17 protein-coding genes and 1 tRNA gene are annotated in these 18373 nt (G+C 68.3%); 10 read left to right on the top strand and 8 right to left on the bottom strand.

What is annotated here, in order from left to right; translation table 11 throughout:
* The first annotated feature begins 14 nt into the window (after positions 1 to 14).
* Positions 15 to 782: a hypothetical protein gene (locus ACV7GQ_RS03805; RefSeq protein WP_470312226.1), complete on the top strand. Its 768-nt coding sequence runs from the start codon at positions 15 to 17 to the stop codon at positions 780 to 782.
* Here ACV7GQ_RS03805 and larC read toward each other — a convergent pair.
* Both larC and ACV7GQ_RS03795 read right to left on the bottom strand, forming a co-directional pair.
* Positions 779 to 2092, bottom strand: coding sequence for a nickel pincer cofactor biosynthesis protein LarC (larC, locus tag ACV7GQ_RS03800; RefSeq protein ID WP_470312225.1), 1314 nt, complete (start codon positions 2090 to 2092; stop codon positions 779 to 781). The genes ACV7GQ_RS03805 and larC overlap by 4 nt on opposite strands.
* Before the next feature lie 46 nt (positions 2093 to 2138).
* Positions 2139 to 2555, bottom strand: a complete 417-nt coding sequence (locus ACV7GQ_RS03795; RefSeq protein WP_470312224.1) for a universal stress protein — start codon at positions 2553 to 2555, stop codon at positions 2139 to 2141.
* Positions 2556 to 2814: 259 nt separating this feature from the next.
* Here ACV7GQ_RS03795 and ACV7GQ_RS03790 point away from each other — a divergent pair, with 259 nt between their 5' ends.
* Positions 2815 to 5040 (top strand): CDC48 family AAA ATPase, encoded by a 2226-nt coding sequence (locus tag ACV7GQ_RS03790; protein ID WP_470312223.1) that lies wholly within the window; start codon positions 2815 to 2817, stop codon positions 5038 to 5040.
* A gap of 413 nt (positions 5041 to 5453) precedes the next feature.
* Here the strand turns inward: ACV7GQ_RS03790 and ACV7GQ_RS03785 are convergent, their stop codons facing one another.
* Positions 5454 to 6596, bottom strand: coding sequence for a CBS domain-containing protein (locus ACV7GQ_RS03785; RefSeq protein WP_470312222.1), 1143 nt, complete (start codon positions 6594 to 6596; stop codon positions 5454 to 5456).
* A gap of 107 nt (positions 6597 to 6703) precedes the next feature.
* On the opposite strand from ACV7GQ_RS03785, the gene ACV7GQ_RS03780 reads away from it, so the two are divergent.
* The gene (locus ACV7GQ_RS03780) at positions 6704 to 7012 is read left to right on the top strand and encodes a lycopene cyclase domain-containing protein (protein WP_470312221.1); all 309 of its coding nucleotides are present in this window, start codon (positions 6704 to 6706) and stop codon (positions 7010 to 7012) included.
* A 191-nt stretch (positions 7013 to 7203) separates the two neighbouring features.
* Entirely contained in the window at positions 7204 to 7695 is a 492-nt protein-coding gene (locus tag ACV7GQ_RS03775) for an HTH domain-containing protein (protein WP_470312220.1), read from the top strand.
* A 2-nt stretch (positions 7696 to 7697) separates the two neighbouring features.
* On the opposite strand, the gene ACV7GQ_RS03770 is transcribed toward ACV7GQ_RS03775, so the two are convergent.
* Both ACV7GQ_RS03770 and ACV7GQ_RS03765 read right to left on the bottom strand, forming a co-directional pair.
* Complete coding sequence (locus ACV7GQ_RS03770) at positions 7698 to 8054, bottom strand: hypothetical protein (RefSeq protein ID WP_470312219.1); 357 nt, start codon at positions 8052 to 8054, stop codon at positions 7698 to 7700.
* 197 nt (positions 8055 to 8251) lie between these two features.
* Positions 8252 to 8326: transfer RNA gene (locus ACV7GQ_RS03765), tRNA-Val, on the bottom strand.
* Positions 8327 to 8504: 178 nt separating this feature from the next.
* Between ACV7GQ_RS03765 and trpD the strand changes: the two genes are divergently transcribed.
* The 4 genes from trpD to trpG are packed head-to-tail and all read left to right on the top strand — an operon-like array spanning position 8505 to position 12389.
* Positions 8505 to 9500: an anthranilate phosphoribosyltransferase gene (trpD, locus tag ACV7GQ_RS03760; protein WP_470313135.1), complete on the top strand. Its 996-nt coding sequence runs from the start codon at positions 8505 to 8507 to the stop codon at positions 9498 to 9500.
* Positions 9497 to 10144 carry a phosphoribosylanthranilate isomerase gene (locus ACV7GQ_RS03755; protein ID WP_470312218.1) on the top strand — a complete coding sequence of 216 codons (648 nt, stop codon included), beginning with the start codon at positions 9497 to 9499 and terminating at the stop codon, positions 10142 to 10144. Before trpD ends, ACV7GQ_RS03755 begins: the two co-directional genes overlap by 4 nt.
* Positions 10141 to 11772 carry an anthranilate synthase component I gene (trpE, locus tag ACV7GQ_RS03750; RefSeq protein WP_470312217.1) on the top strand — a complete coding sequence of 544 codons (1632 nt, stop codon included), beginning with the start codon at positions 10141 to 10143 and terminating at the stop codon, positions 11770 to 11772. The genes ACV7GQ_RS03755 and trpE overlap by 4 nt, the downstream gene beginning before the upstream one ends.
* Positions 11769 to 12389 (top strand): anthranilate synthase component II, encoded by a 621-nt coding sequence (gene trpG, locus ACV7GQ_RS03745; protein WP_470312216.1) that lies wholly within the window; start codon positions 11769 to 11771, stop codon positions 12387 to 12389. Before trpE ends, trpG begins: the two co-directional genes overlap by 4 nt.
* Here the strand turns inward: trpG and ACV7GQ_RS03740 are convergent.
* A complete protein-coding gene (locus tag ACV7GQ_RS03740) occupies positions 12386 to 12577 on the bottom strand; it encodes a DUF8029 family protein (RefSeq protein ID WP_220620579.1) in 192 nt (63 codons plus the stop codon). The two genes, trpG and ACV7GQ_RS03740, sit on opposite strands and share 4 nt — an antisense overlap.
* Before the next feature lie 495 nt (positions 12578 to 13072).
* Between ACV7GQ_RS03740 and ACV7GQ_RS03735 the strand changes: the two genes are divergently transcribed.
* Positions 13073 to 16213: an adenosylcobalamin-dependent ribonucleoside-diphosphate reductase gene (locus tag ACV7GQ_RS03735; protein ID WP_470312215.1), complete on the top strand. Its 3141-nt coding sequence runs from the start codon at positions 13073 to 13075 to the stop codon at positions 16211 to 16213.
* A gap of 66 nt (positions 16214 to 16279) precedes the next feature.
* Here the strand turns inward: ACV7GQ_RS03735 and ACV7GQ_RS03730 are convergent, their stop codons facing one another.
* Both ACV7GQ_RS03730 and ACV7GQ_RS03725 read right to left on the bottom strand, forming a co-directional pair.
* Positions 16280 to 16570 carry a DUF7526 family protein gene (locus tag ACV7GQ_RS03730; protein WP_470312214.1) on the bottom strand — a complete coding sequence of 97 codons (291 nt, stop codon included), beginning with the start codon at positions 16568 to 16570 and terminating at the stop codon, positions 16280 to 16282.
* A gap of 39 nt (positions 16571 to 16609) precedes the next feature.
* Positions 16610 to 18130, bottom strand: coding sequence for a sulfite oxidase (locus ACV7GQ_RS03725; protein ID WP_470312213.1), 1521 nt, complete (start codon positions 18128 to 18130; stop codon positions 16610 to 16612).
* 86 nt (positions 18131 to 18216) lie between these two features.
* Between ACV7GQ_RS03725 and ACV7GQ_RS03720 the strand changes: the two genes are divergently transcribed.
* Positions 18217 to 18339, top strand: a complete 123-nt coding sequence (locus ACV7GQ_RS03720) for an HVO_2523 family zinc finger protein (protein ID WP_470312212.1) — start codon at positions 18217 to 18219, stop codon at positions 18337 to 18339.
* Positions 18340 to 18373: the final 34 nt, after the last annotated feature.

Here is an 18373-nt window from a genome sequence, read left to right as displayed (position 1 = left end):
CCCAAGTCCGGTGCGTGATAGTCGTCGCGACGGGTGACTTCGAGGTGTACCACGGCGTGGTCACGGAGCTACGGGACCGCGGCGTGACGTTCACCACCATCGAACCCGACGACGACTGGCCAGAGGAGACGGCGGTGGCTGTCGTCGCTGCTGGCGAGGACGTGGCGATTCCGGACGGCGTCGACCTCGTAGCGGCAGACCCCGACCGCCCGCGGCGGGCCGTCGAAGCGGCCATCGAGGCGCTCCGGGGAGAGACCGGTCGGACCGTCGTCGGCATCGACCCCGGCGACAGGCCCGGTATCGCCGTGCTGCACGGCGAGATGGTCGTCGCCACGTTCCAGGTGCCGGCCGCCGACGCCGCGGCGGTCGTGGGCCGAGAGGTCGAGGACGCCGTCGACCCCCTCGTCCGTATCGGCGACGGGGCACGGCTGGTCGGCTCACGGGTCATCGACGACATCGAGGACGTCCCGGTCGAACTGGTCGACGAGACGGGGACGACGCCGTATCTCGGCACCGGCGCCCGCGGGATGGGCGACGTGCTCGCGGCGGTCAACATCGCCCGGCTGGAGGGCGAGGAGATAGTCAGCCGCGACGTCGAACCGACGGCCGGCGAACTCCAGCGCATCAAGGACCGCTCGCGCGAGGCCAGCGACACCAACCGGGCCATCGACGCCGAACTCGCCCGGCGGGTGGCGGACGGCGAGCTCACCATCGAGGACGCGCTGGCGGAACACCGCGGCGAGGACACCGACCGCGACGGTCCGGACCCGACCGAGCGCTAGTCCGACTGCTGGACCTGCTGTTCTGCCCGCCGGAGCACCTCGCGGACCGGCAGCCCCGTCGATTCGGCGACGGCCGCCGCGTCGTCGAACTCGGCGCTCACGTCGTAGACGTCGCCGTCGACGTCGCTCGCGACCTTCACTGCCACCGCGTACTCCTCGCCGTCGACGGTGACCGTCGCCGTCTCGAAGGTCCGGTCGGCGACCCAGCGGTGGCCGGCGCCGTGCTCGCGGACTCCGAGCGTTCCCGTCTCCTCGGCGAGTCGGCGGGCGACCCGGTCGGCGTCCTCTGGCTTGCAGACGACCTTCACGAGGTGGCCGGGCCGGGACTTCTTCATCGTCGCCGGCAGGACGGAGACGTCGCGTGCACCCACGTCCCCGAGCGAGCGCTGGAGGTCGCCGAGCAGCTCCGGCGGCGCGTCGTCGAGGTTCGTCTCCAGCACCGTGATGTCGTCCCGCCGGAGGCGGCCCTCGCTCTGGCCGACCATCGCCCGGAGGACGTTCGGTCGGTCCTCGAAGGTCCAGCCTCCGGCGCCGTACCCCGAGCTGTCGACGGTCAGCGTCGGGAGTCGGTCGACGCCGTCGGCGACGTGGGCGAGGATGGCCGCACCGGTCGGGGTGAGGAGTTCGGCGTCGACGGGCCCGCCCCGGAGCGACCAGTCGGCGCGCTCGGCTATCTCGACGACGGCCGGCGTCGGTACCGGGTAGGTGCCGTGGCTCATCTCGACGGTGCCGCCGCCGGTCGCGAGCGGCGTCGTCACCACGCGGTCGACGCCGAGGTCGTCCAGCAACAGCACCGCGCCCACGACGTCCGCGATGGCGTCGTCGGCCCCGACCTCGTGGAAGTGCGTGTCGTCGAGGTCGGTGCCGTGGACGGAGGCCTCGGCCGCGCCGAGAATCTCGAAGATGGCGAGGGCGTCGGCCTCGACGGGGTCGGGCAGGTCCATCCCCTCGACGATGTCGACCACCTCGGCGTAGCTTCGGGTCGGACCGTGGCCCTCAGCGTGCGTGTGGTCGTGGCTGTGGTCGTGCGAGTGGTCCCCGTCGTGGGCGTGGCTGTGGTCGTGACCGTCGCCGTGGTCGTGTGTTTGGCCTGCGTCGTCGTGGCCGTGTTCGTCGTCCGCGTCGGCCAGCAGTACCTCGACGCGTGTGGCGCCGATGCCGTTGCGGTCGACCGTCGAGACGGCGTACTCGACGTCGAGGGCGGCCTCGACGGGGGCGAGGACGGTCCGGTCGGCACCGGCGGCGAGGAGCGCACCAAGCAGCATGTCGCCGGCGGCGCCCATCCGACCGTCGAAGGCGAGTGTTCGCATACTCGGCCCCTCGCACCCGCCGGAGAAAAGGCCTGCTACAGCGGCCTCAGGAGCGCCGGACGATGTGGACGTCGTAGGCGTCCTCCTCGGCCAGTTCGGCGATGGGGACGACGACGTCTTCGGTGTCCGCGCTCCCGAGGAAGACGACGCTCGCGTCGACGTCGCGGGCGACCTGTCGAACCGTCTCCGAGAGCTCGTTCGCCGAGTACGCGCTCACGTCCTCGTAGTTGAGCTCGGCGTCGTCGGTCGCCTCCTCTATCTTCCGGCGGAGGTCCGAGGCTGCCGTCTCGGCGGCGAAGTCCTCGTGGGGGTCGACGCGGCGGCGGCGCTGGGCGTAGTCCGACCCCGTCGGGACGAGACTGACGGCGACGACGTCGACGTCCATCGCGGCGGCGTAGGTCACCGCACGGTCGAGTGCGGCCTCTGCGAGCGACGACCCGTCGAAGGGAACGAGAAATACCATACCGGCGCTATCGCGCCCAGCCTTATCAAACGCGGCGGTGGCGGCAGTCGGTGTAGCGTATCGGCCGGGCACCGGGCAACGGAAGGACGGTCGGTCCGGGCCGGGTGTGGGTCGAACGAGTCGAGAACGGGGCGCCGTCGGGCGTCGACTGACGCATGGTAGCAGTTCACATATAAACCCGTCGCTGTCGCGTCCTGCCCGCCGGTAGCATAAAGCATATCTCTCGTGCTACCCGAGTTCTCTGTAGCCCGACTCTACTATGAACGAAGTGCAACTGGAAGTGGCGAAGGCGTACCCGAACGACTCGGGACGCGGCATCGCCCGCCTCGACCCCGACACGTTGCTGCATCTCAAACTCTCGCCCGGCGACATCATCGAGATAGAGGGGAGCGACACGACGGCCGCAAAGGTGTGGCGTGCCGACCGGCAGGACTGGAACACCGACACGGTGCGTATCGACGGCTTCACGCGGCAGAACGCCGACGTGGGCATCGGCGAGCGGGTGACCATCCGCAAGGCCGAGGCCGAGAAGGCCGACAAGCTGGTGCTCGCACCGCCGGAGGAGGCGTCGGTGCAGTTCGGCTCCGACGCCGCCGGCATGGTCAAACGCCAGATCCTGAAGCGGCCGGTCGTCGAGCGCGACATCGTCCCGGTGATGTCCTCGACGAACCACCCGTTCATGCGCTCGCCCGGCCAGGCCATCCCGCTCATCGCCGTCGAGACCGAACCCGAGGGCGTCTGCCTCATCACCGAGGACACCGAGGTCGAGTTGCGAGAGGAGCCCATCTCGGGCTTCGAGAAGACCGGCGGCGGCATCACCTACGAGGACATCGGCGGCCTCCAGAACGAGATCCAGCGGGTCCGCGAGATGGTCGAACTGCCGATGAAACACCCCCAGATATTCAAGAAGCTCGGCATCGAGCCGCCCCAGGGGGTTCTGCTCCATGGGCCGCCGGGCACGGGGAAGACCCTGCTCGCGAAGGCCGTCGCCAACGAGACCTCCGCCAGTTTCTTCTCTATCGCCGGGCCGGAGATCATCTCGAAGTACTACGGGGAGTCCGAACAGCAGCTCCGGGAGATATTCGAGGACGCCAGCGAGGAGGCCCCCGCCATCATCTTCATCGACGAACTGGACTCCATCGCCCCGAAGCGCGAGGACGTCACCGGCGAGGTCGAGCGCCGGGTCGTCGCCCAGTTGCTGACGATGATGGACGGCCTCGAATCGCGGGGGCAGGTCATCGTCATCGCCGCCACGAACCGCGTCGACTCGGTCGACCCCGCGCTGCGACGGCCGGGCCGCTTCGACCGCGAGATCGAGATCGGCGTCCCGGACGAGGTGGGCCGCGAGGAGATCCTCCAGATACACACCCGCGGGATGCCCCTCTCGGACGACGTCAACCTCGCGAAGATGGCGACCGACACCCACGGCTTCGTCGGCGCCGACATCGAGAGCCTGACGAAGGAGGCCGCGATGAAGGCCCTGCGCCGGTACCTCCCCGAGATAGACTTAGACGAGGAGGACATCCCGCCGAGCCTCATCGACCGCATGATAATCAAGCGCGAGGACTTCAAGGGCGCGCTCAACGAGGTGTCCCCGAGCGCGATGCGGGAGGTCCTCGTCGAACTGCCGAAGGTGTCGTGGGACAGCGTCGGCGGTCTCGACCCCGCCAAAGAGCAGGTCCAGGAGGCCGTCGAGTGGCCGATGAACTCCCCCGAGAAGTTCGAGCGCATGGGCGTCACGCCGCCCTCGGGCGTCCTGCTGTACGGCCCGCCGGGGACGGGGAAGACGCTGATGGCGAAGGCCGTCGCCAACGAGACGGACGCGAACTTCATCTCGGTGCGCGGCCCGCAGCTGCTCAGCAAGTGGGTCGGCGAGTCGGAGAAGGCCATCCGCCAGACGTTCCGGAAGGCCCGGCAGGTGGCCCCGACGGTCATCTTCTTCGACGAGCTCGACTCGCTGGCGCCGGGCCGGGGCGGCGACATGGGCTCGAACGTCTCCGAGCGGGTCGTCAACCAGCTCCTGACCGAACTCGACGGCCTCGAGGAGATGGAGGACGTGATGGTCATCGGCGCGACCAACCGCCCGGACATGATCGACCCGGCGCTCATCCGCTCGGGCCGCTTCGACCGCCTCGTGATGATCGGCGAGCCCGACGTCGAGGGCCGCGAGCAGATACTGAAGATCCACACCGACGACACGCCGCTGGCACCCGACGTCAGCCTGCGTGAACTCGCCGAGCGCTCCGACGGCTTCGTCGGTTCGGACCTCGAGTCCATTGCCCGCGAAGCCGCCATCGAGGCGCTGCGCGAGTCCGACGACGCCGAGGAGGTGGAGATGCGCCACTTCCGCCAGGCCATGGACAGCGTCCGGCCGACCATCACGGACGACATCCGCGAGTACTACGAGCAGATGCAAGAGGAGTTCAAGGGCGGGTCCAGCCCGCAGCGGCAGGCCGGCAGCGGCGGTCGCATCGGCTTCCAGTAGCGACCACTTCGTATTTCGTCGGATTTCTTCGGTCGTCTGCGGCCACCACTCTCTGCTCACGCCAGCAGCCACGGCCGTCCCAGTTCGCCACCGACGACGCCGTTTGCGAGGCCATCCGAGACAGTGACCTACCGCACTCGCGTATCGGAGGGGTTTTACGCGGCACCGAGAGAGATAGTGGTAGACGGCACGGTCAGACGGCTACCTTTCAACCCGCGTGGTTTCCACGTGCGGTTACCGCTGTCTGCCCTAAACCGTCGCTCTAACTTCCACGAGCGGCGGCCAAATCGACGCGACGACACCGAACAGAGAGCGGCAGGACCCGACGACGCGGAGACGACGTGTCGACGCACCTGCTGCTGTCACGGTTGACGTCTCGACAGCCGAAAAATAACTCGAAGAGTGGGGCGTCGCTACAGTTCGCCCAGTTTCCGGAGGAGCTGGCCGCGGTACTCCTCGTCGGCCTGCACGCCCTTCAGTTCGAGGACGTTCCGTTCGAGCTTGTCCAGCGCGACGTTGAACGCCGTCGCGGCGCCGTACCCCTCGCCGGAGCCGGCGGCCTGCCCCTTGTTGGTCCGGAGGCGGATCTGGCACTGGATGAGCGGCGTGCCGCGGAGCTTCTCCTTGTGTTCGTGGAACCGGACGTGGGCGTGCTGGACCTGCATCGCCTGGTACTTGTCTGCGACGTCGCTGATGTCGGCCCGGATGTCCTCGCGGCTGATGGTGTCCAGCAGGGAGATGTTGGTGATCTGGACGTCCATGTGGTCCTCCTCGGTGTAGGTCAGTGCCCGGAGCACGTCCGTCTTGGTGAGGATGCCGACGACGTGGCTGTCGTCGTCGTCCGCGGTCACCGCCAGGCCGGCGAAGTCGTGCTCCAGCATCCGCTCGACGGCGTCGCGCACCGAGTCGCCGAGGTTGGCCGTCTCGACGGGGCTGTTCATCACGTCGTAGACTGGCAGGTCGAGGACCCGTTCGATTTCGCCCGAGCGGTCGCCCCGCGTGGCCTTGTTCATGTCCCGGACGACGACGTCGACGATGTCGTGTCGGGTGACCATCCCCGTGAGGGAATCGGTGTCGTCGAGGACCGGGAGCCGGGAGATGCCGTGCTTCCGCAGGAGGTTGACGACCTGCCCGACGTTGGTGTCCTCCCTGATGGTGATGACGTCCTCGGTGTATATCTGGTCGATGGTCAGCGCGTCCAGGTTCTCGAGGACCGCCTCGAGGATGTCGTCCTCGGTGACGATACCCCAGAGCTCGTCGCCCTGGAACACCGGGGCGATCTTCGTCCCGCCCTCGACTAAGACGCGCGCGACCTCGCGCACGTCGTCGGTCCGCTCGACCTTCGGCGCCGAGCGAGTCATCGCCCCCGCCTTCGCGTCGTCCTCGACGTGGGACTGGACCAACTGCTTCTGCGTGATGACGCCAGCGTACGCACCGTCCTCGGTGACGATGATGCCCTTCGGGTTCTCCCGCTCGAAGATAGAACGGACCTTCCCGAGGCGCTTGTTGGCGTCGACCTCGACGAACTCTCTGGTGGCGATGTCAGCAATGTCCATCGTGCTTCACGTCCGCAGATTCTACGTGAAGGGTTATCAAGGTTGGTTTAGTTCCCGTGTCACGAGAGGTGGGCCAAACTTTAGGAACCCCGGGCCGTCTGTCAGATATGCTTCCCGACATCGGTGTGTTCGGTCCCTACACGTATCTGGTTACGGAGGTCGTCTGGGGGGCCGTCGCACTGGTGTTGCTGTGGCGGGCCGACGCCCTCCGTCTCGCCGGCCGGACCATCGTCGTGCTCTACCCGGTCGCGTACGTCTGGGACTGGTACACCCTCGAGGTGGGCGTGTTCGCCATCAGACTGCGGACCGGCGTCGACCTGCTCGGCATCCCCATCGAGGAGCACATCTTCATGGTCGTCGTCCCGGCACTCGTGTTGGGCATCCACGAGAACCTCCGTCGCCGCGACGAGTCGTGACGTCGTATCACACACCGTTCATGTGGGTTTTCCATCGTTAACTCGCCCGCGAGACGAGAATAACGATGGTAATTTCCAACATCGCAACCGCGCGCCTTCGTGCGGTTATTAGGAGTATATATTGTCCCGAGACGTGCATACACTTCTCACGGAACGCATATGTGGCATCGACTTCATGACTCCACCCAGACATGAGCCAGGACACACCGACGCCCCGAATCGAACTGTACGTCCGGTCGCTGCTCCCGGACGGGGCCCACGAGCGACAGGAGGCCGTCATCGACCACCTCGACCGACTCGACCGGGAGGACGAGATCGCCGGGTACAACGTCGTCGTCTGGGGGAAGCAGATAGCCCCCGAGTCGGCCGCCGCCAACACCGAGGAGGGGACGTACATCCTCAACCGCGTCGCCGAGTTCCGGCAGTGGGCGCTCTCGAACAACGTCTCGCTGGAGTCGTTCTACCAGACCAGCGAGGTCGGGTCGGAGGTCACCGACGGCGCCTACGACGCGATGGTCCTCCCGGTCATGGGACTGGCCGAGTACCACGACGGCGAGCTCGCACACGTCGCGCCCTGCACGGACGGGGACGTCGTCCACACGATCATGGACCGGCTCGAGCGCCTCGAGAACGGCGCGCCGCCGGCGCTCGAACGGACCGCCGCCGACGTGAGTATCGTCTGAACTTACGCCTTCGTCCTGAGCGTCTCGACGTACGGCCCGACGGCCTCGGCCTCGGCTAGTTCGTCCAGCACCGCGTCGGCGTCCACGGCCAGGGCGTAGGCGGGTCGGCCTTTGCCCGTCGCGGACGTCGTCTGGTCTTTCGCCAGTAGCCCGACCTCGGCCAGCGACCGCAGCGCCGAGATGACCTCCTGCCGCTCGACGCCGCCGAAGGGGTCCCGGCTCAGGTCGTCGAGATGGGCCTTCGCCGCCTGCGTCACGTCGTAGGAGTGTGCCGGCGTCTCGCCCGCAAGCGACAGTTCCACGACCGACAGAAGCACGAACTGTTCGAACGACCGCGTCGACCGGAGAGTCTCCTCCATATCCGTCGCTACGATGGCTCGGCTAAGAAACTACTGGAACGTTCCCACGCGTGGGGAACCCCACGACTGGCGCGCCGGGCCGCGTAGGCGACGCTACGGACGTCGAGCCGGTCGGGCGCGCCGAGAACGCGTGACTCGCAGAGAACGTCACGAAGACGGTTGCGTCGCTGGGGGGGACTCGTTCGCGACAGAAGTAGTGGGTTCGGGCGGATTTGAACCGCCGGCCTCCTCCATGTCAAGGAGGTGTCATAACCGACCTAGACCACGAACCCTCGCTGCCTCGTACACCTCTCTGTTGCCGGGGGGTATAATTGAAGGTTTCGAATTCCGGACCCGAACGTCGTCTGTTGATTGTGCGCACACGCCGCCGGGACGGTGGTCGGCCCGATAGCCTTAAGTCAGTGTACGGATTTGTACATCACAACACGAAATAGCTCATTGGTGAATGTCATGCAGGAGTACATCGAACGCGTCACGGACGGCGAGGACTTGACACAGGACGAGGCACGCGAGGTCGCGACGCTCGTCTTCGAGGAAGCCACGGAAGCCCAGATCGGCGCCCTGCTGACCGCACTGCGGGCGAAAGGCGAGACGGAGAGCGAGATCGCCGGGTTCGCAGAGGGGATGCGCGACGCCGCCCGGACCATCGAACCGGACCGCGAGGGACTGGTCGACACCTGCGGGACCGGCGGCGACGACTACGACACCATCAACGTCTCGACGACGAGCGCCATCGTCGCGGCGGGCGCGGGCGTCCCTGTGGCGAAGCACGGCAACTACTCGGTGTCCTCCTCCTCGGGGAGTGCCGACGTGCTGGAGGTGGCCGGCGTCGACGTCGACGCCGAACCGCCGGCCGTCGAGGAGCGCATCGAGCGCGACGGCATCGGCTTCATGCTCGCCCCCGTCTTCCACCCCGCGATGAAGGCCGTCATCGGCCCGCGGAAGGAACTCGGGATGCGGACCGTCTTCAACATCCTCGGCCCGCTGACGAACCCCGCCGACGCCGACGCGCAGGTGCTGGGCGTCTACGACCCCGACCTCGTCCCGGTGATGGCCGAGGCGCTGGCCCGACTCGACGTCGAGCGGGCGCTCGTCGTCCACGGGAGCGGGCTGGACGAGATCGCCATCCACGGCGAGACGACCGTCGCCGAGGTGACCGGAGACTCCATCTCGGAGTACAGCATCACGCCCGAGGACATCGGACTGGCGACCCACGACATCGAGGCCGTCGCCGGCGGGTCCCCCGAGGCCAACGCCGAGGACCTGCGCGGCATCGTCGCCGGCGAGGTCACCGGCGCGAAGCGCGACATCATCCTCGCGAACGCCGGCGCGGCCATCTACGTCGCGGGCGTCGCCGAGACGCACACCGAGGGCGTCGAACTCGCCCGGGAGGCCATCGACTCGGGCGCGGCCGCCGCCAAGCTAGAGGACCTCGTCGGCGCATGACGCGGGTCAAGCTCTGTGGCGTGACCACCCCCGAGGACCGCGACGCCGTCGTGGCGGCGGGGGCCGACGCCGTCGGCGTCATCCACGGCGTCCCCGTCGACACTCCCCGCGAAGTCGACGAGGACACCGCCGCGGCCCTCGTCGACGGGGTTCCGCCGCTCGTGACCAGCGTCCTCGTGACGATGCCGGCGACGGTCCAGGAGGCCGTCGTCCGCGTCGACGAGGTCGAGCCCGACGCCGTGCAGGTCCACGACGGCCTCACACCGCCGGAGCTGGGTGCGCTCTCCCGGCGCGTCACCCAGAAGGTCATCGCCGTCGTGGACGCCGAGGCCGACGACCTCGCCGAGTACGCCGACCACGCCGACGCCGTCCTCGTGGACTCCGTCGACGACGAGGGCGCGGGCGGCACCGGCGAGACCCACGACTGGGGGCGGACCCGCGAACTGGTCGAGGCCGTCGACGTGCCGGTGGTTCTCGCGGGCGGGCTCACGCCCGCGAACGTCGCCGAGGCCGTCGAGACGGTCCGACCGTTCGCCGTCGACACTGCGAGCGGCGTGGAGTCGAGCGGCGGCGTGAAGGACCACGACGCCGTCGAGCGGTTCGTCGCGGCCGTCGCGGCCGCCGACGCGGAGGTGTCGGCGTGACCCTCGACGTCTCCCGCGAGGCGTTCCTCGAGTACGCCGAGGCCGACCGGCCGGTGGTCGTCCGGGCCGCGGCCGAACTCGACGTCGACGTCGAACCGCTGGCGGCCTACGCGGCCCTGTCGGGTCGCACCAGCGACGTCGAATCGAACGACTACACCTTCCTCTTAGAGAGCGCCGAGAAGGTCGCCTCCAGCGACCCCGACGGCGCGTTCGCCCCGGAGACCGACGACCGGCACGCCCGGTTCTCCTTCGTCGGCTACGACCCCCGAGCGGTCGTGACGGTGACCGGCGCGGAGAGCGACGTCGAGGTGTTCGACGACCGCTACGCCGACCTCGTGACGACCGACGGCGGCGACGTGGTCGACGACCTGCGGGCGGCGATGCCCGACGTGGAACTGCGCGGGTTCCCCGAGATGGACCGCCAGCACCTCGAGGGCGGCCTCGTGGGCTTCCTCTCGTACGACGCCGTCTACGACCTCTGGCTGGACGAGGTCGGACTGGACCGCCCGGACTCGCGGTTCCCCGACGCGCAGTTCGTCCTGACGACGGCGACGCTCCGGTTCGACCACGCCGAGGGGAGCGTCGAGCTCCTCTTCACCCCCGTCGTCCGCGTGGGCGACGACGCCGGCGAGCGCTACGACGAACTGGTCGCCGAGGCGGAACGCGTCGAAGCGGCGCTCTCGGGGGCCGACGAGCTCTCGACCGGCGGGTTCACCCGCGAGGCCGAGGTGGCCGGGCCGCAGGACGAGTACGAGGACGCCGTCGAGCGAGCGAAGGAGTACGTCCTCTCGGGCGACATCTATCAGGGCGTTATCTCCCGGACTCGCGAGCTGTACGGCGACGTCGACCCGCTGGGGCTGTACGAGGCGCTCCGAGAGGTCAACCCCTCGCCGTACATGTACCTGCTCGGCTACGACGACCTCTCTATCGTCGGTGCGAGTCCGGAGACGCTGGTCTCGGTGGCCGGCGACCGCGTCGTCTCGAACCCCATCGCGGGCACCTGCTCGCGCGGGAACTCGCCCGTCGAGGACCGGCGACTGGCCGGCGAGATGCTCGCCGACGCGAAGGAGCGGGCCGAACACACGATGCTCGTCGACCTCGCACGGAACGACGTCCGCCGGGTCGCCGAGGCCGGGTCGGTCCGCGTCGAGGAGTTCATGAACGTCCTGAAGTACAGTCACGTCCAGCACATCGAGTCGACGGTCACGGGGACGCTGGCCGCGGACTGCGACGCCTTCGACGCCGCGCGGGCGACGTTCCCCGCGGGCACGCTCTCGGGCGCGCCGAAGATACGCGCCATGGAGATAATCGACGAACTCGAGCGCTCGCCCCGGGGCCCGTACGGCGGCGGCGTCGGCTACTTCGACTGGGACGGCGACACCGACTTCGCCATCGTCATCCGGTCGGCCACCGTCGAGGACGGCGTGGCGCTCCCGGACGCCGGACCCGACGCAGACGAACGCTACGACCGCGTGACGGTGCAGGCCGGCGCCGGCATCGTCGCGGACTCGGACCCGGAGAGCGAGTACGTCGAGACCGAACAGAAGATGGACGGCGTCCTCGCGGCCCTCGAGCGCATCGAGACGCCCGACGACCTGACGGCGGCGACGACGGAGGTGGACCGATGAGCGCGCAGACGCAGGCCGCCGACGACGCGCTCGACGACCTGCGCGTGCTGTTCGTCGACAACTTCGACTCCTTCACCTACAATCTCGTCGAGTACGTCTCCGAGCACGCCGAGACGGAGGTCGTCCGCAACACGGCGACGCTCGAACAGGTGCGCGCGTTCGACCCCGACGCGATAATCCTCTCGCCGGGGCCGGGCCACCCGAAGAACGACCGCGACGTCGGCGTGACGATGGACGTCCTCCGTGAGCTGAGCCCCGAGGTGCCGACGCTGGGCGTCTGTCTCGGCCTCGAAGCCGCGGTGTACGCCTACGGCGGCACCGTCGGCCGTGCCCCGGAACCGATCCACGGGAAGGCGTTCCCCATCGACCACGACGGGGAGGGCGTCTTCCGCGGCCTAGAACAGGGGTTCCAGGGCGGCCGCTATCACTCGCTGGTCGCCGACGAGGTGCCCGACGCGTTCGACGTGACGGCCACGACGACGACCGAGGCGGGGACGGACCTGGTGATGGGCGTCCGTCACCGCGAGTATCCGATCGAGGCGGTGCAGTTCCACCCCGAGTCGGTGCTGACCGCGGTGGGCCACGACGTCATCCGGAACTTCCTCGACGGCGTCTAGAACGCGACGTTGAAGCCGAGGATACCCAGCACCCACAGCACCGTCACGGCGACGATGGCGAGGATGACCAGTCGCCACGCCACCTTCATCACGAACCGGCCCACGAGCAACACGAGCGCGATGAGAACCAGTCCGACGAGCAACGACGGCGGTGACCCGAGCGGCCCCAGCTGCAACAGCGAGAGCATACGGAGGGGAACGCGAGACGGACACATATACTTCGTGGCTAGTTGGGAACTGGCCCGCACCGCAGGACGGCACCGTTGTCGCCCGATAACCGCAAGACTGCGGAGCGTCTGACGCACAGTTTTCACCGACTGTGTAGGTGAATCGAAGTCAGAATCTCCACCCGAAACCCCCGCCGATTTCTACTGGATTTCTGGTCGCGGTCCTGCGGTTGGTGGTGGGAACATTTTACTTTCACTGCGGTCTACTCACCATTAAGGAGTGACCGACGTTGCTAGTGGTCGTACACGGCCGCGCCGTGCGCGTCGTCGAGACCGACCGACAACCACCGTAGTACCGACTCTCTGATAGCTACGGAATCTGACAGAAGTTGGAGAAAGCAAGCGTTATACGCCATCCATGACTACGTATTCGCCGCCAGAAATGACAGGAACTCGGCCAGCAGTCGAGAGGGGTATCGACCGGCAGACGGACGCTGTCGGGGGGAGGACCGACGTATGAGCGACGCAGAGCTCTCCGCCGACGAACTCACGCTGCCTATCAAGCGTACCGACGGGGACACCATCCAGGAGCGACTGACGGGCAACGCCTACAACAACATTCTGCCTGCTCGCTATCTGCGGAAGGACGCGAACGGCGACCTCGTCGAGGACCCGGAGGACCTCTTCGACCGGGTCGCGAAGAACATCGCGCTCGCCGAGGCCGTCTTCGAGGCCGAGAAGCGCGACGTCGAGGTCACGGTCACGCCCGACCAGCTCAAGCCCGACCACCCCCGGCGCGACGAGCTCGCCGCCGAGGTGTTCGGCAAGGGCACCACCGCCGAGGACGACGTCGAGACGACGCTCTCGGTGTACAACGTCAACAAGTTCGCCTACGAGACGGTCGTCCCCGAGCTCCCCGACGAGGTCCGCACCCACGTCGAGGAGACGGCCGACGCGTTCCAGGAGCAGATGGAACAGCTCTCGTTCATGCCGAACTCGCCGACGCTGATGAACGCCGGCGACGAGCTCCAGCAGCTCTCGGCCTGCTTCGTCGACTCGCCCGGCGACGACATCGACGACATCCACCAGACCGCCAAGGAGGCGGCACAGGTGTTCCAGTCCGGCGGCGGCATGGGCTACGCGTTCTGGAAGCTCCGCCCGTACGGCGACCCCGTCGGCTCGACCGGCGGCATCGCCTCCGGCCCCATCACCTTCATGCGGACCTACGACCAGATGTGCGAGACCATCGCACAGGGCGGGGCCCGACGCGGCGCCCAGATGGGCGTCATGCGCGTCTCCCACCCCGACGTCATCCAGTTCATCCACGCCAAGAACAAGGACGTCTCGCTGGCCGAGACGCTCCGGCTGAACGACCCGGACGACTTCACGCACAACTCCTTCGCCGAGGCACTGGAGGAGGCCCGCGAACTCATCGACGACGACGGCAAGGTCCCGAAGCACCTCCGGAACGCCGTCGAGGGCCACCTCTCGAACTTCAACATCTCGGTGGGCGTCACCGACGACTTCATGGAGGCGCTGCAGAACGGCGAGGAGTTCACCTTCACGAACCCGCGCACCGAGGAACCCCACGTCGCCACCGCCGAGACGAAGGAGCTGTACGAGATGTTCGACCTCGGCGAGTACGTCGAGGTCGGCGAGGAACTCTCGATTCCCGCCGAGAAGCTCTGGGAGCGCATCGTCGAGGGCGCCCACGAGAACGGCGAACCGGGCGTCATCTACCTCGAACGCGTCAACAAGCAACACTCCTTCGACGTCGAGGAGCACCCCGAGCACCAGATCCTCGCGACCAACCCCTGCGGCGAGCAGCCGCTGGAGGAGTACGAGGCCTGTAACCTCGGACACATCAACCTCTCGACGCTGGCCGCGATGGACGCCCCGGACTACCGCGTCTGGGCCGAGGAACACGCCGACGAGTACGACTCGCAGGAGGCCGCCATCTCGGCGTTCCTCGACGAGGCGCTGGACGTCGAGGAGCTCGACCAGCGCATCGAACTCGGCACCCGCTTCCTCGAGAACGTCGTCACGATGTCGGACTTCCCGGTCGACAAGATAGAGCAGAAGGTCCGGGAGATGCGCAAGATCGGGCTGGGCATCATGGGACTGGCCCAGCTGTACATCCAGCTCGGCGTCGAGTACGGCTCGCCCGAGGCCAACGAGATCGCCCGGCAGGTCATGCGCCACATCAACCACGGCTCGAAGCAGGCCAGCCGCGAGCTCGCCGAGGACCGCGGCGTCTTCGAGGAGTGGGACAACTCCAAGTACGCGAACCCGACCGAGTACCGCGAGTGGTTCGAGAAGCAGACCGGCGAGGACGCCGACGACTGGGAAGACGGCTTCCCCATCCGCAACCACAACACGACGACCATCGCGCCGACCGGCACCACGTCGATGATCGGCAACACCACCGGCGGGTGTGAGCCCATCTACAACGTCGCCTACTACAAGAACGTCTCCGACGACGTCCAGGGCGACGAGATGCTCGTCGAGTTCGACGACTACTTCCTCCGCGCGCTAGAGGAGAACGGCATCGACGTCGAGGCCGTCAAGGAGGAAGCCCAGGCGCAGATGGCCGACAACGAGTTCGACGGCGTCGACGGGCTGACGACGGTGCCCGACGCCATCGGCGAGCTGTTCGTCACGACCGGCGACCTCTCCGCGCAGGACCACGCGGGCGTCCAGGTCGCCTGCCAGGAGGGCGTCGACTCCGCCATCTCGAAGACGGTGAACGCCCCGAACGACTCGACCGTCGAGGACGCCGCCGAGGTGTTCGAGTACATCTACGAACACGGCGGCAAGGGCGTCACCTACTACCGCGACGGCACCCGCTCGAAGCAGGTGCTGACGACCCGTGCCCAGAACACCGAGTTCTCGGACATGGACACCGAGGAACTGGTCGCCCAACTGGAGGAGATGTTCGGCGGCATCGAGGGCTTCCTCGAGGACGAGGCCGTCCAGGCCGCTCTCGACGAGTCCGTCGAGGGGATGCTCTCGGTCGCCGACGGCGAGCAGTCCGACTTCGCCCGCAAGCGCTCGCGGCCCGACGTCCTCCACGGCGTCACCCAGCGCATCGACACCGGCTACGGGAAGCTGTACGTCAACATCAACGAGGACCCCGAGGCCGAGCGGCCGTTCGAGCTGTTCGCCAACATCGGCAACAGCGGGGGCTTCACCGCCTCCTTCACCGAGGCGCTGGCGAAGACCATCTCGACGGCGCTGCGCTCGGGCGTCGACCCCGAGGAGATAGCCGACGAACTGCAGGGCATCCGCTCGCCGAAGGTGGCCTGGGACAAGGGCGAGCAGATCCAGTCCATCCCGGACGCCATCGGCACGGCCCTGCGCCGGTACCTCGACGGCGACGTCGACAAGGCCTATCCCCAGCAGGTCACGCTGGAGGAGACGGCCGAAGAGGAGGAGGCCGAGCGTGACGCCGCCACCCAGACGGACGGCGGCCCGCAGGCCCAACCGAGCGGCACCCAGACCGCCGACGGGCCGAACGCCGACGCCGGCACGACCGGCGACCAGCAGGACCTCATCGACGCCGGCGAGAGCCCGGAGTGTCCCGACTGCGGGTCGCTCTCGCTGTACTACTCGGAGGGCTGCAAGACCTGCGAGTCCTGTGGCTGGTCCGAGTGCTGAGGTAGGGACGGCCAGACGGAGCGTGTGACACCGGAGCCCGTTTTTCACCTCGCCCGACGCGGTTCGTTATCGGAACTCGACGACGTCGTAGACGCCGGTCACGCCGGTCGCCTCGACGCTCGCGGTCACGTCCTCGCCCTCCTCGGCGGCCGTGTCGGCGACGAGCGTCACCGGTTCGATGGGCGTCCGCCGGAAGAAGGCGACGACCCGTTCGACCCACGACGGGCGACCGCCCTTCCGACAGACGAGGACGTATCGGGAGTCGGCCAGCGAGCGCAGGTCGGGGTCGAGGTCGTAGTCGTCGAGGTCGTCGGGCGGGACGACGTGGACGACCTCGCCCGTTATCGTCTCGGTCATACCGGGGAGACGGCGTCCCGACGGATGTGTGTTGTCCGTTCAGGCGAACTCGCGACTGACCCAGCCCGAGGGACCGCTCGGGACGGGGTCCGTCTCCTCGGCGGTCTGGACGTCGCCCGCCGCGTCGACCATCCGCACGACGGCGGTGTGGCCGCCGCCGGGTGGCTCGTAGGTGTACGCCCACTGGCGCCACGCGTCCTCGGCCGCTCCGTCACCGTCGACGGCCGGGAGCGGGTCCGAGAGGGTCGCGTCGGCCCACGTCGCACCGCCGTCGGTGGACACCTCGACGCGGGAGACGCCGCGCAGGCCGCCGTATGCGTGACCCGCCAGTCGGCGGCGGCCGTCGTCCAGCCGTTCGGCGTGGTGGAGCTTGGCGACGGGTTTGACCGGGCCGGTGCCCTGCCAACCGCGTTGCTCCCAGTAGCCCTCGGCCTCGCGGTCGAGGACCTCGATCTCGGTGAGCCACTTGACGTTGACCTCGCCCCAGTGGCCCGGGACGAGCGCCCGGACCGGGTAGCCGTGCCCGCGCGGGAGGACGTTGCCGTTCATGCCGTAGACGAGGAGGCCGCGGCGGAGCGCCTCGATGGGGAACTCCTCGTAGTAGCCGTCGGTCGCCCGGAGCATCACGCACTCGCACCCGCTCTGGACGCCGGCCTCCTCGAGCAACCTGTCGACGGGGACGCCGGTCCACAGCGCCGTGTCCATCTTCTTGCCGTTGAGGGAATCACCTACACAGCGGAGCGTCGAGAAGCGGTTCTCGGCGGGTATCGACCGCAGCTCGTCGTAGTCGAGCGTGACCTCCTGTTCGACGGCGCCCGTCACCGAGAGCGTCCAGTCGCCGGCGTCGACCTGCGGGTCGATGGAGTTGATGTCCACCTCGAAGAACGTCTCGCTGACCAGCGAGTCGAGGCCGTCAACGGCCAGCGAGGCGTCGCTCGCGGCGTCGAGCTTCGTCTGTGCGTCCTCCGTATCGGCCCCGGGCGCGGCGAGGGGTGGAGCGCCGGATGCCGTCGCGGTGGGCGACCGCTGGCCGCCGAGTCGGTAGCCGAGCACGCCGGCGCCGAGCGCGACGCCGACGGTCGAGAGCGCGCGGCGCCGCTTCGAGGAGATGGGCGCCGCGTCGGCGCCGAACGCGTCGAGCGCCTGTGCGAGGGCGACGACGCCGGCCGCGGGGAGCGCCGCGCCTGCCGAGAGGACGAGTTCACCCGTGAGCGCGACGGCGACGGCCCACGTGACGACGGCCGTCCCGACCGCCGGGAGGAGGCGGTTGTTGGCCGCCGCGCCCGCGAGGATGGCCGCCCGGGCCGCGAGCGCGACGAACAGGCCCGCGACGGCGACGGCGGTCAGCAAGTTCAGTTGCTGGCCGAGGCTCCCGAGGGTCGTGATGGCGAACGAGACTATCGCACCGGGCATGGCCCGGGCGAGTGCCCGCTCTACGGGGGAGGCCAGAAAGGCCGGCGCGGCCCCCGTCAGGGCGTACGAACCGGCGAGGCCGGCCACCCCGGCGGCGACGCTGACCAGCACCCGTCCACCCCTCGTGTCGAGAACGTCGTCGGTCATACTCGCTCGAAGGCGCTACCCGTCAAAAGGCGTTGTTCCAATTTCGACCCCAAAGAGCGAAGCGTCGGGAGTCCGTCCCACCGCGTATGAGCGACGCGTCAGGCGGCCGGCCCTGTCCGATGTGCGACCGCGCGATGTACCATCGGCACTGCAAGTACGTCTGTCCGGAACACGGCGTCGTCTACGACTGTGCCGACACGTTCTACTGACGGACTGCTGGCGGATTTATTACGATGGAACCGC

Source organism: Haloarcula sp. MBLA0163, from assembly GCF_055632435.1.
This window is presented reverse-complemented; position numbering and strand designations above follow the sequence as displayed.

Coding starts and splice junctions, on each gene's coding strand:
- ACV7GQ_RS03775 (WP_470312220.1), top strand. CDS start 7,204: ATGAGCCAGGACACACCGACGCCCCGAATCGAACTGTACGTCCGGTCG.
- ACV7GQ_RS03780 (WP_470312221.1), top strand. CDS start 6,704: ATGCTTCCCGACATCGGTGTGTTCGGTCCCTACACGTATCTGGTTACG.
- ACV7GQ_RS03740 (WP_220620579.1), bottom strand. CDS start 12,577: ATGCTCTCGCTGTTGCAGCTGGGGCCGCTCGGGTCACCGCCGTCGTTG.
- ACV7GQ_RS03735 (WP_470312215.1), top strand. CDS start 13,073: ATGAGCGACGCAGAGCTCTCCGCCGACGAACTCACGCTGCCTATCAAG.
- ACV7GQ_RS03755 (WP_470312218.1), top strand. CDS start 9,497: ATGACGCGGGTCAAGCTCTGTGGCGTGACCACCCCCGAGGACCGCGAC.
- trpG (WP_470312216.1), top strand. CDS start 11,769: ATGAGCGCGCAGACGCAGGCCGCCGACGACGCGCTCGACGACCTGCGC.
- ACV7GQ_RS03730 (WP_470312214.1), bottom strand. CDS start 16,570: ATGACCGAGACGATAACGGGCGAGGTCGTCCACGTCGTCCCGCCCGAC.
- ACV7GQ_RS03770 (WP_470312219.1), bottom strand. CDS start 8,054: ATGGAGGAGACTCTCCGGTCGACGCGGTCGTTCGAACAGTTCGTGCTT.
- trpD (WP_470313135.1), top strand. CDS start 8,505: ATGCAGGAGTACATCGAACGCGTCACGGACGGCGAGGACTTGACACAG.
- ACV7GQ_RS03785 (WP_470312222.1), bottom strand. CDS start 6,596: ATGGACATTGCTGACATCGCCACCAGAGAGTTCGTCGAGGTCGACGCC.
- ACV7GQ_RS03720 (WP_470312212.1), top strand. CDS start 18,217: ATGAGCGACGCGTCAGGCGGCCGGCCCTGTCCGATGTGCGACCGCGCG.
- ACV7GQ_RS03725 (WP_470312213.1), bottom strand. CDS start 18,130: ATGACCGACGACGTTCTCGACACGAGGGGTGGACGGGTGCTGGTCAGC.
- ACV7GQ_RS03790 (WP_470312223.1), top strand. CDS start 2,815: ATGAACGAAGTGCAACTGGAAGTGGCGAAGGCGTACCCGAACGACTCG.
- ACV7GQ_RS03795 (WP_470312224.1), bottom strand. CDS start 2,555: ATGGTATTTCTCGTTCCCTTCGACGGGTCGTCGCTCGCAGAGGCCGCA.
- larC (WP_470312225.1), bottom strand. CDS start 2,092: ATGCGAACACTCGCCTTCGACGGTCGGATGGGCGCCGCCGGCGACATG.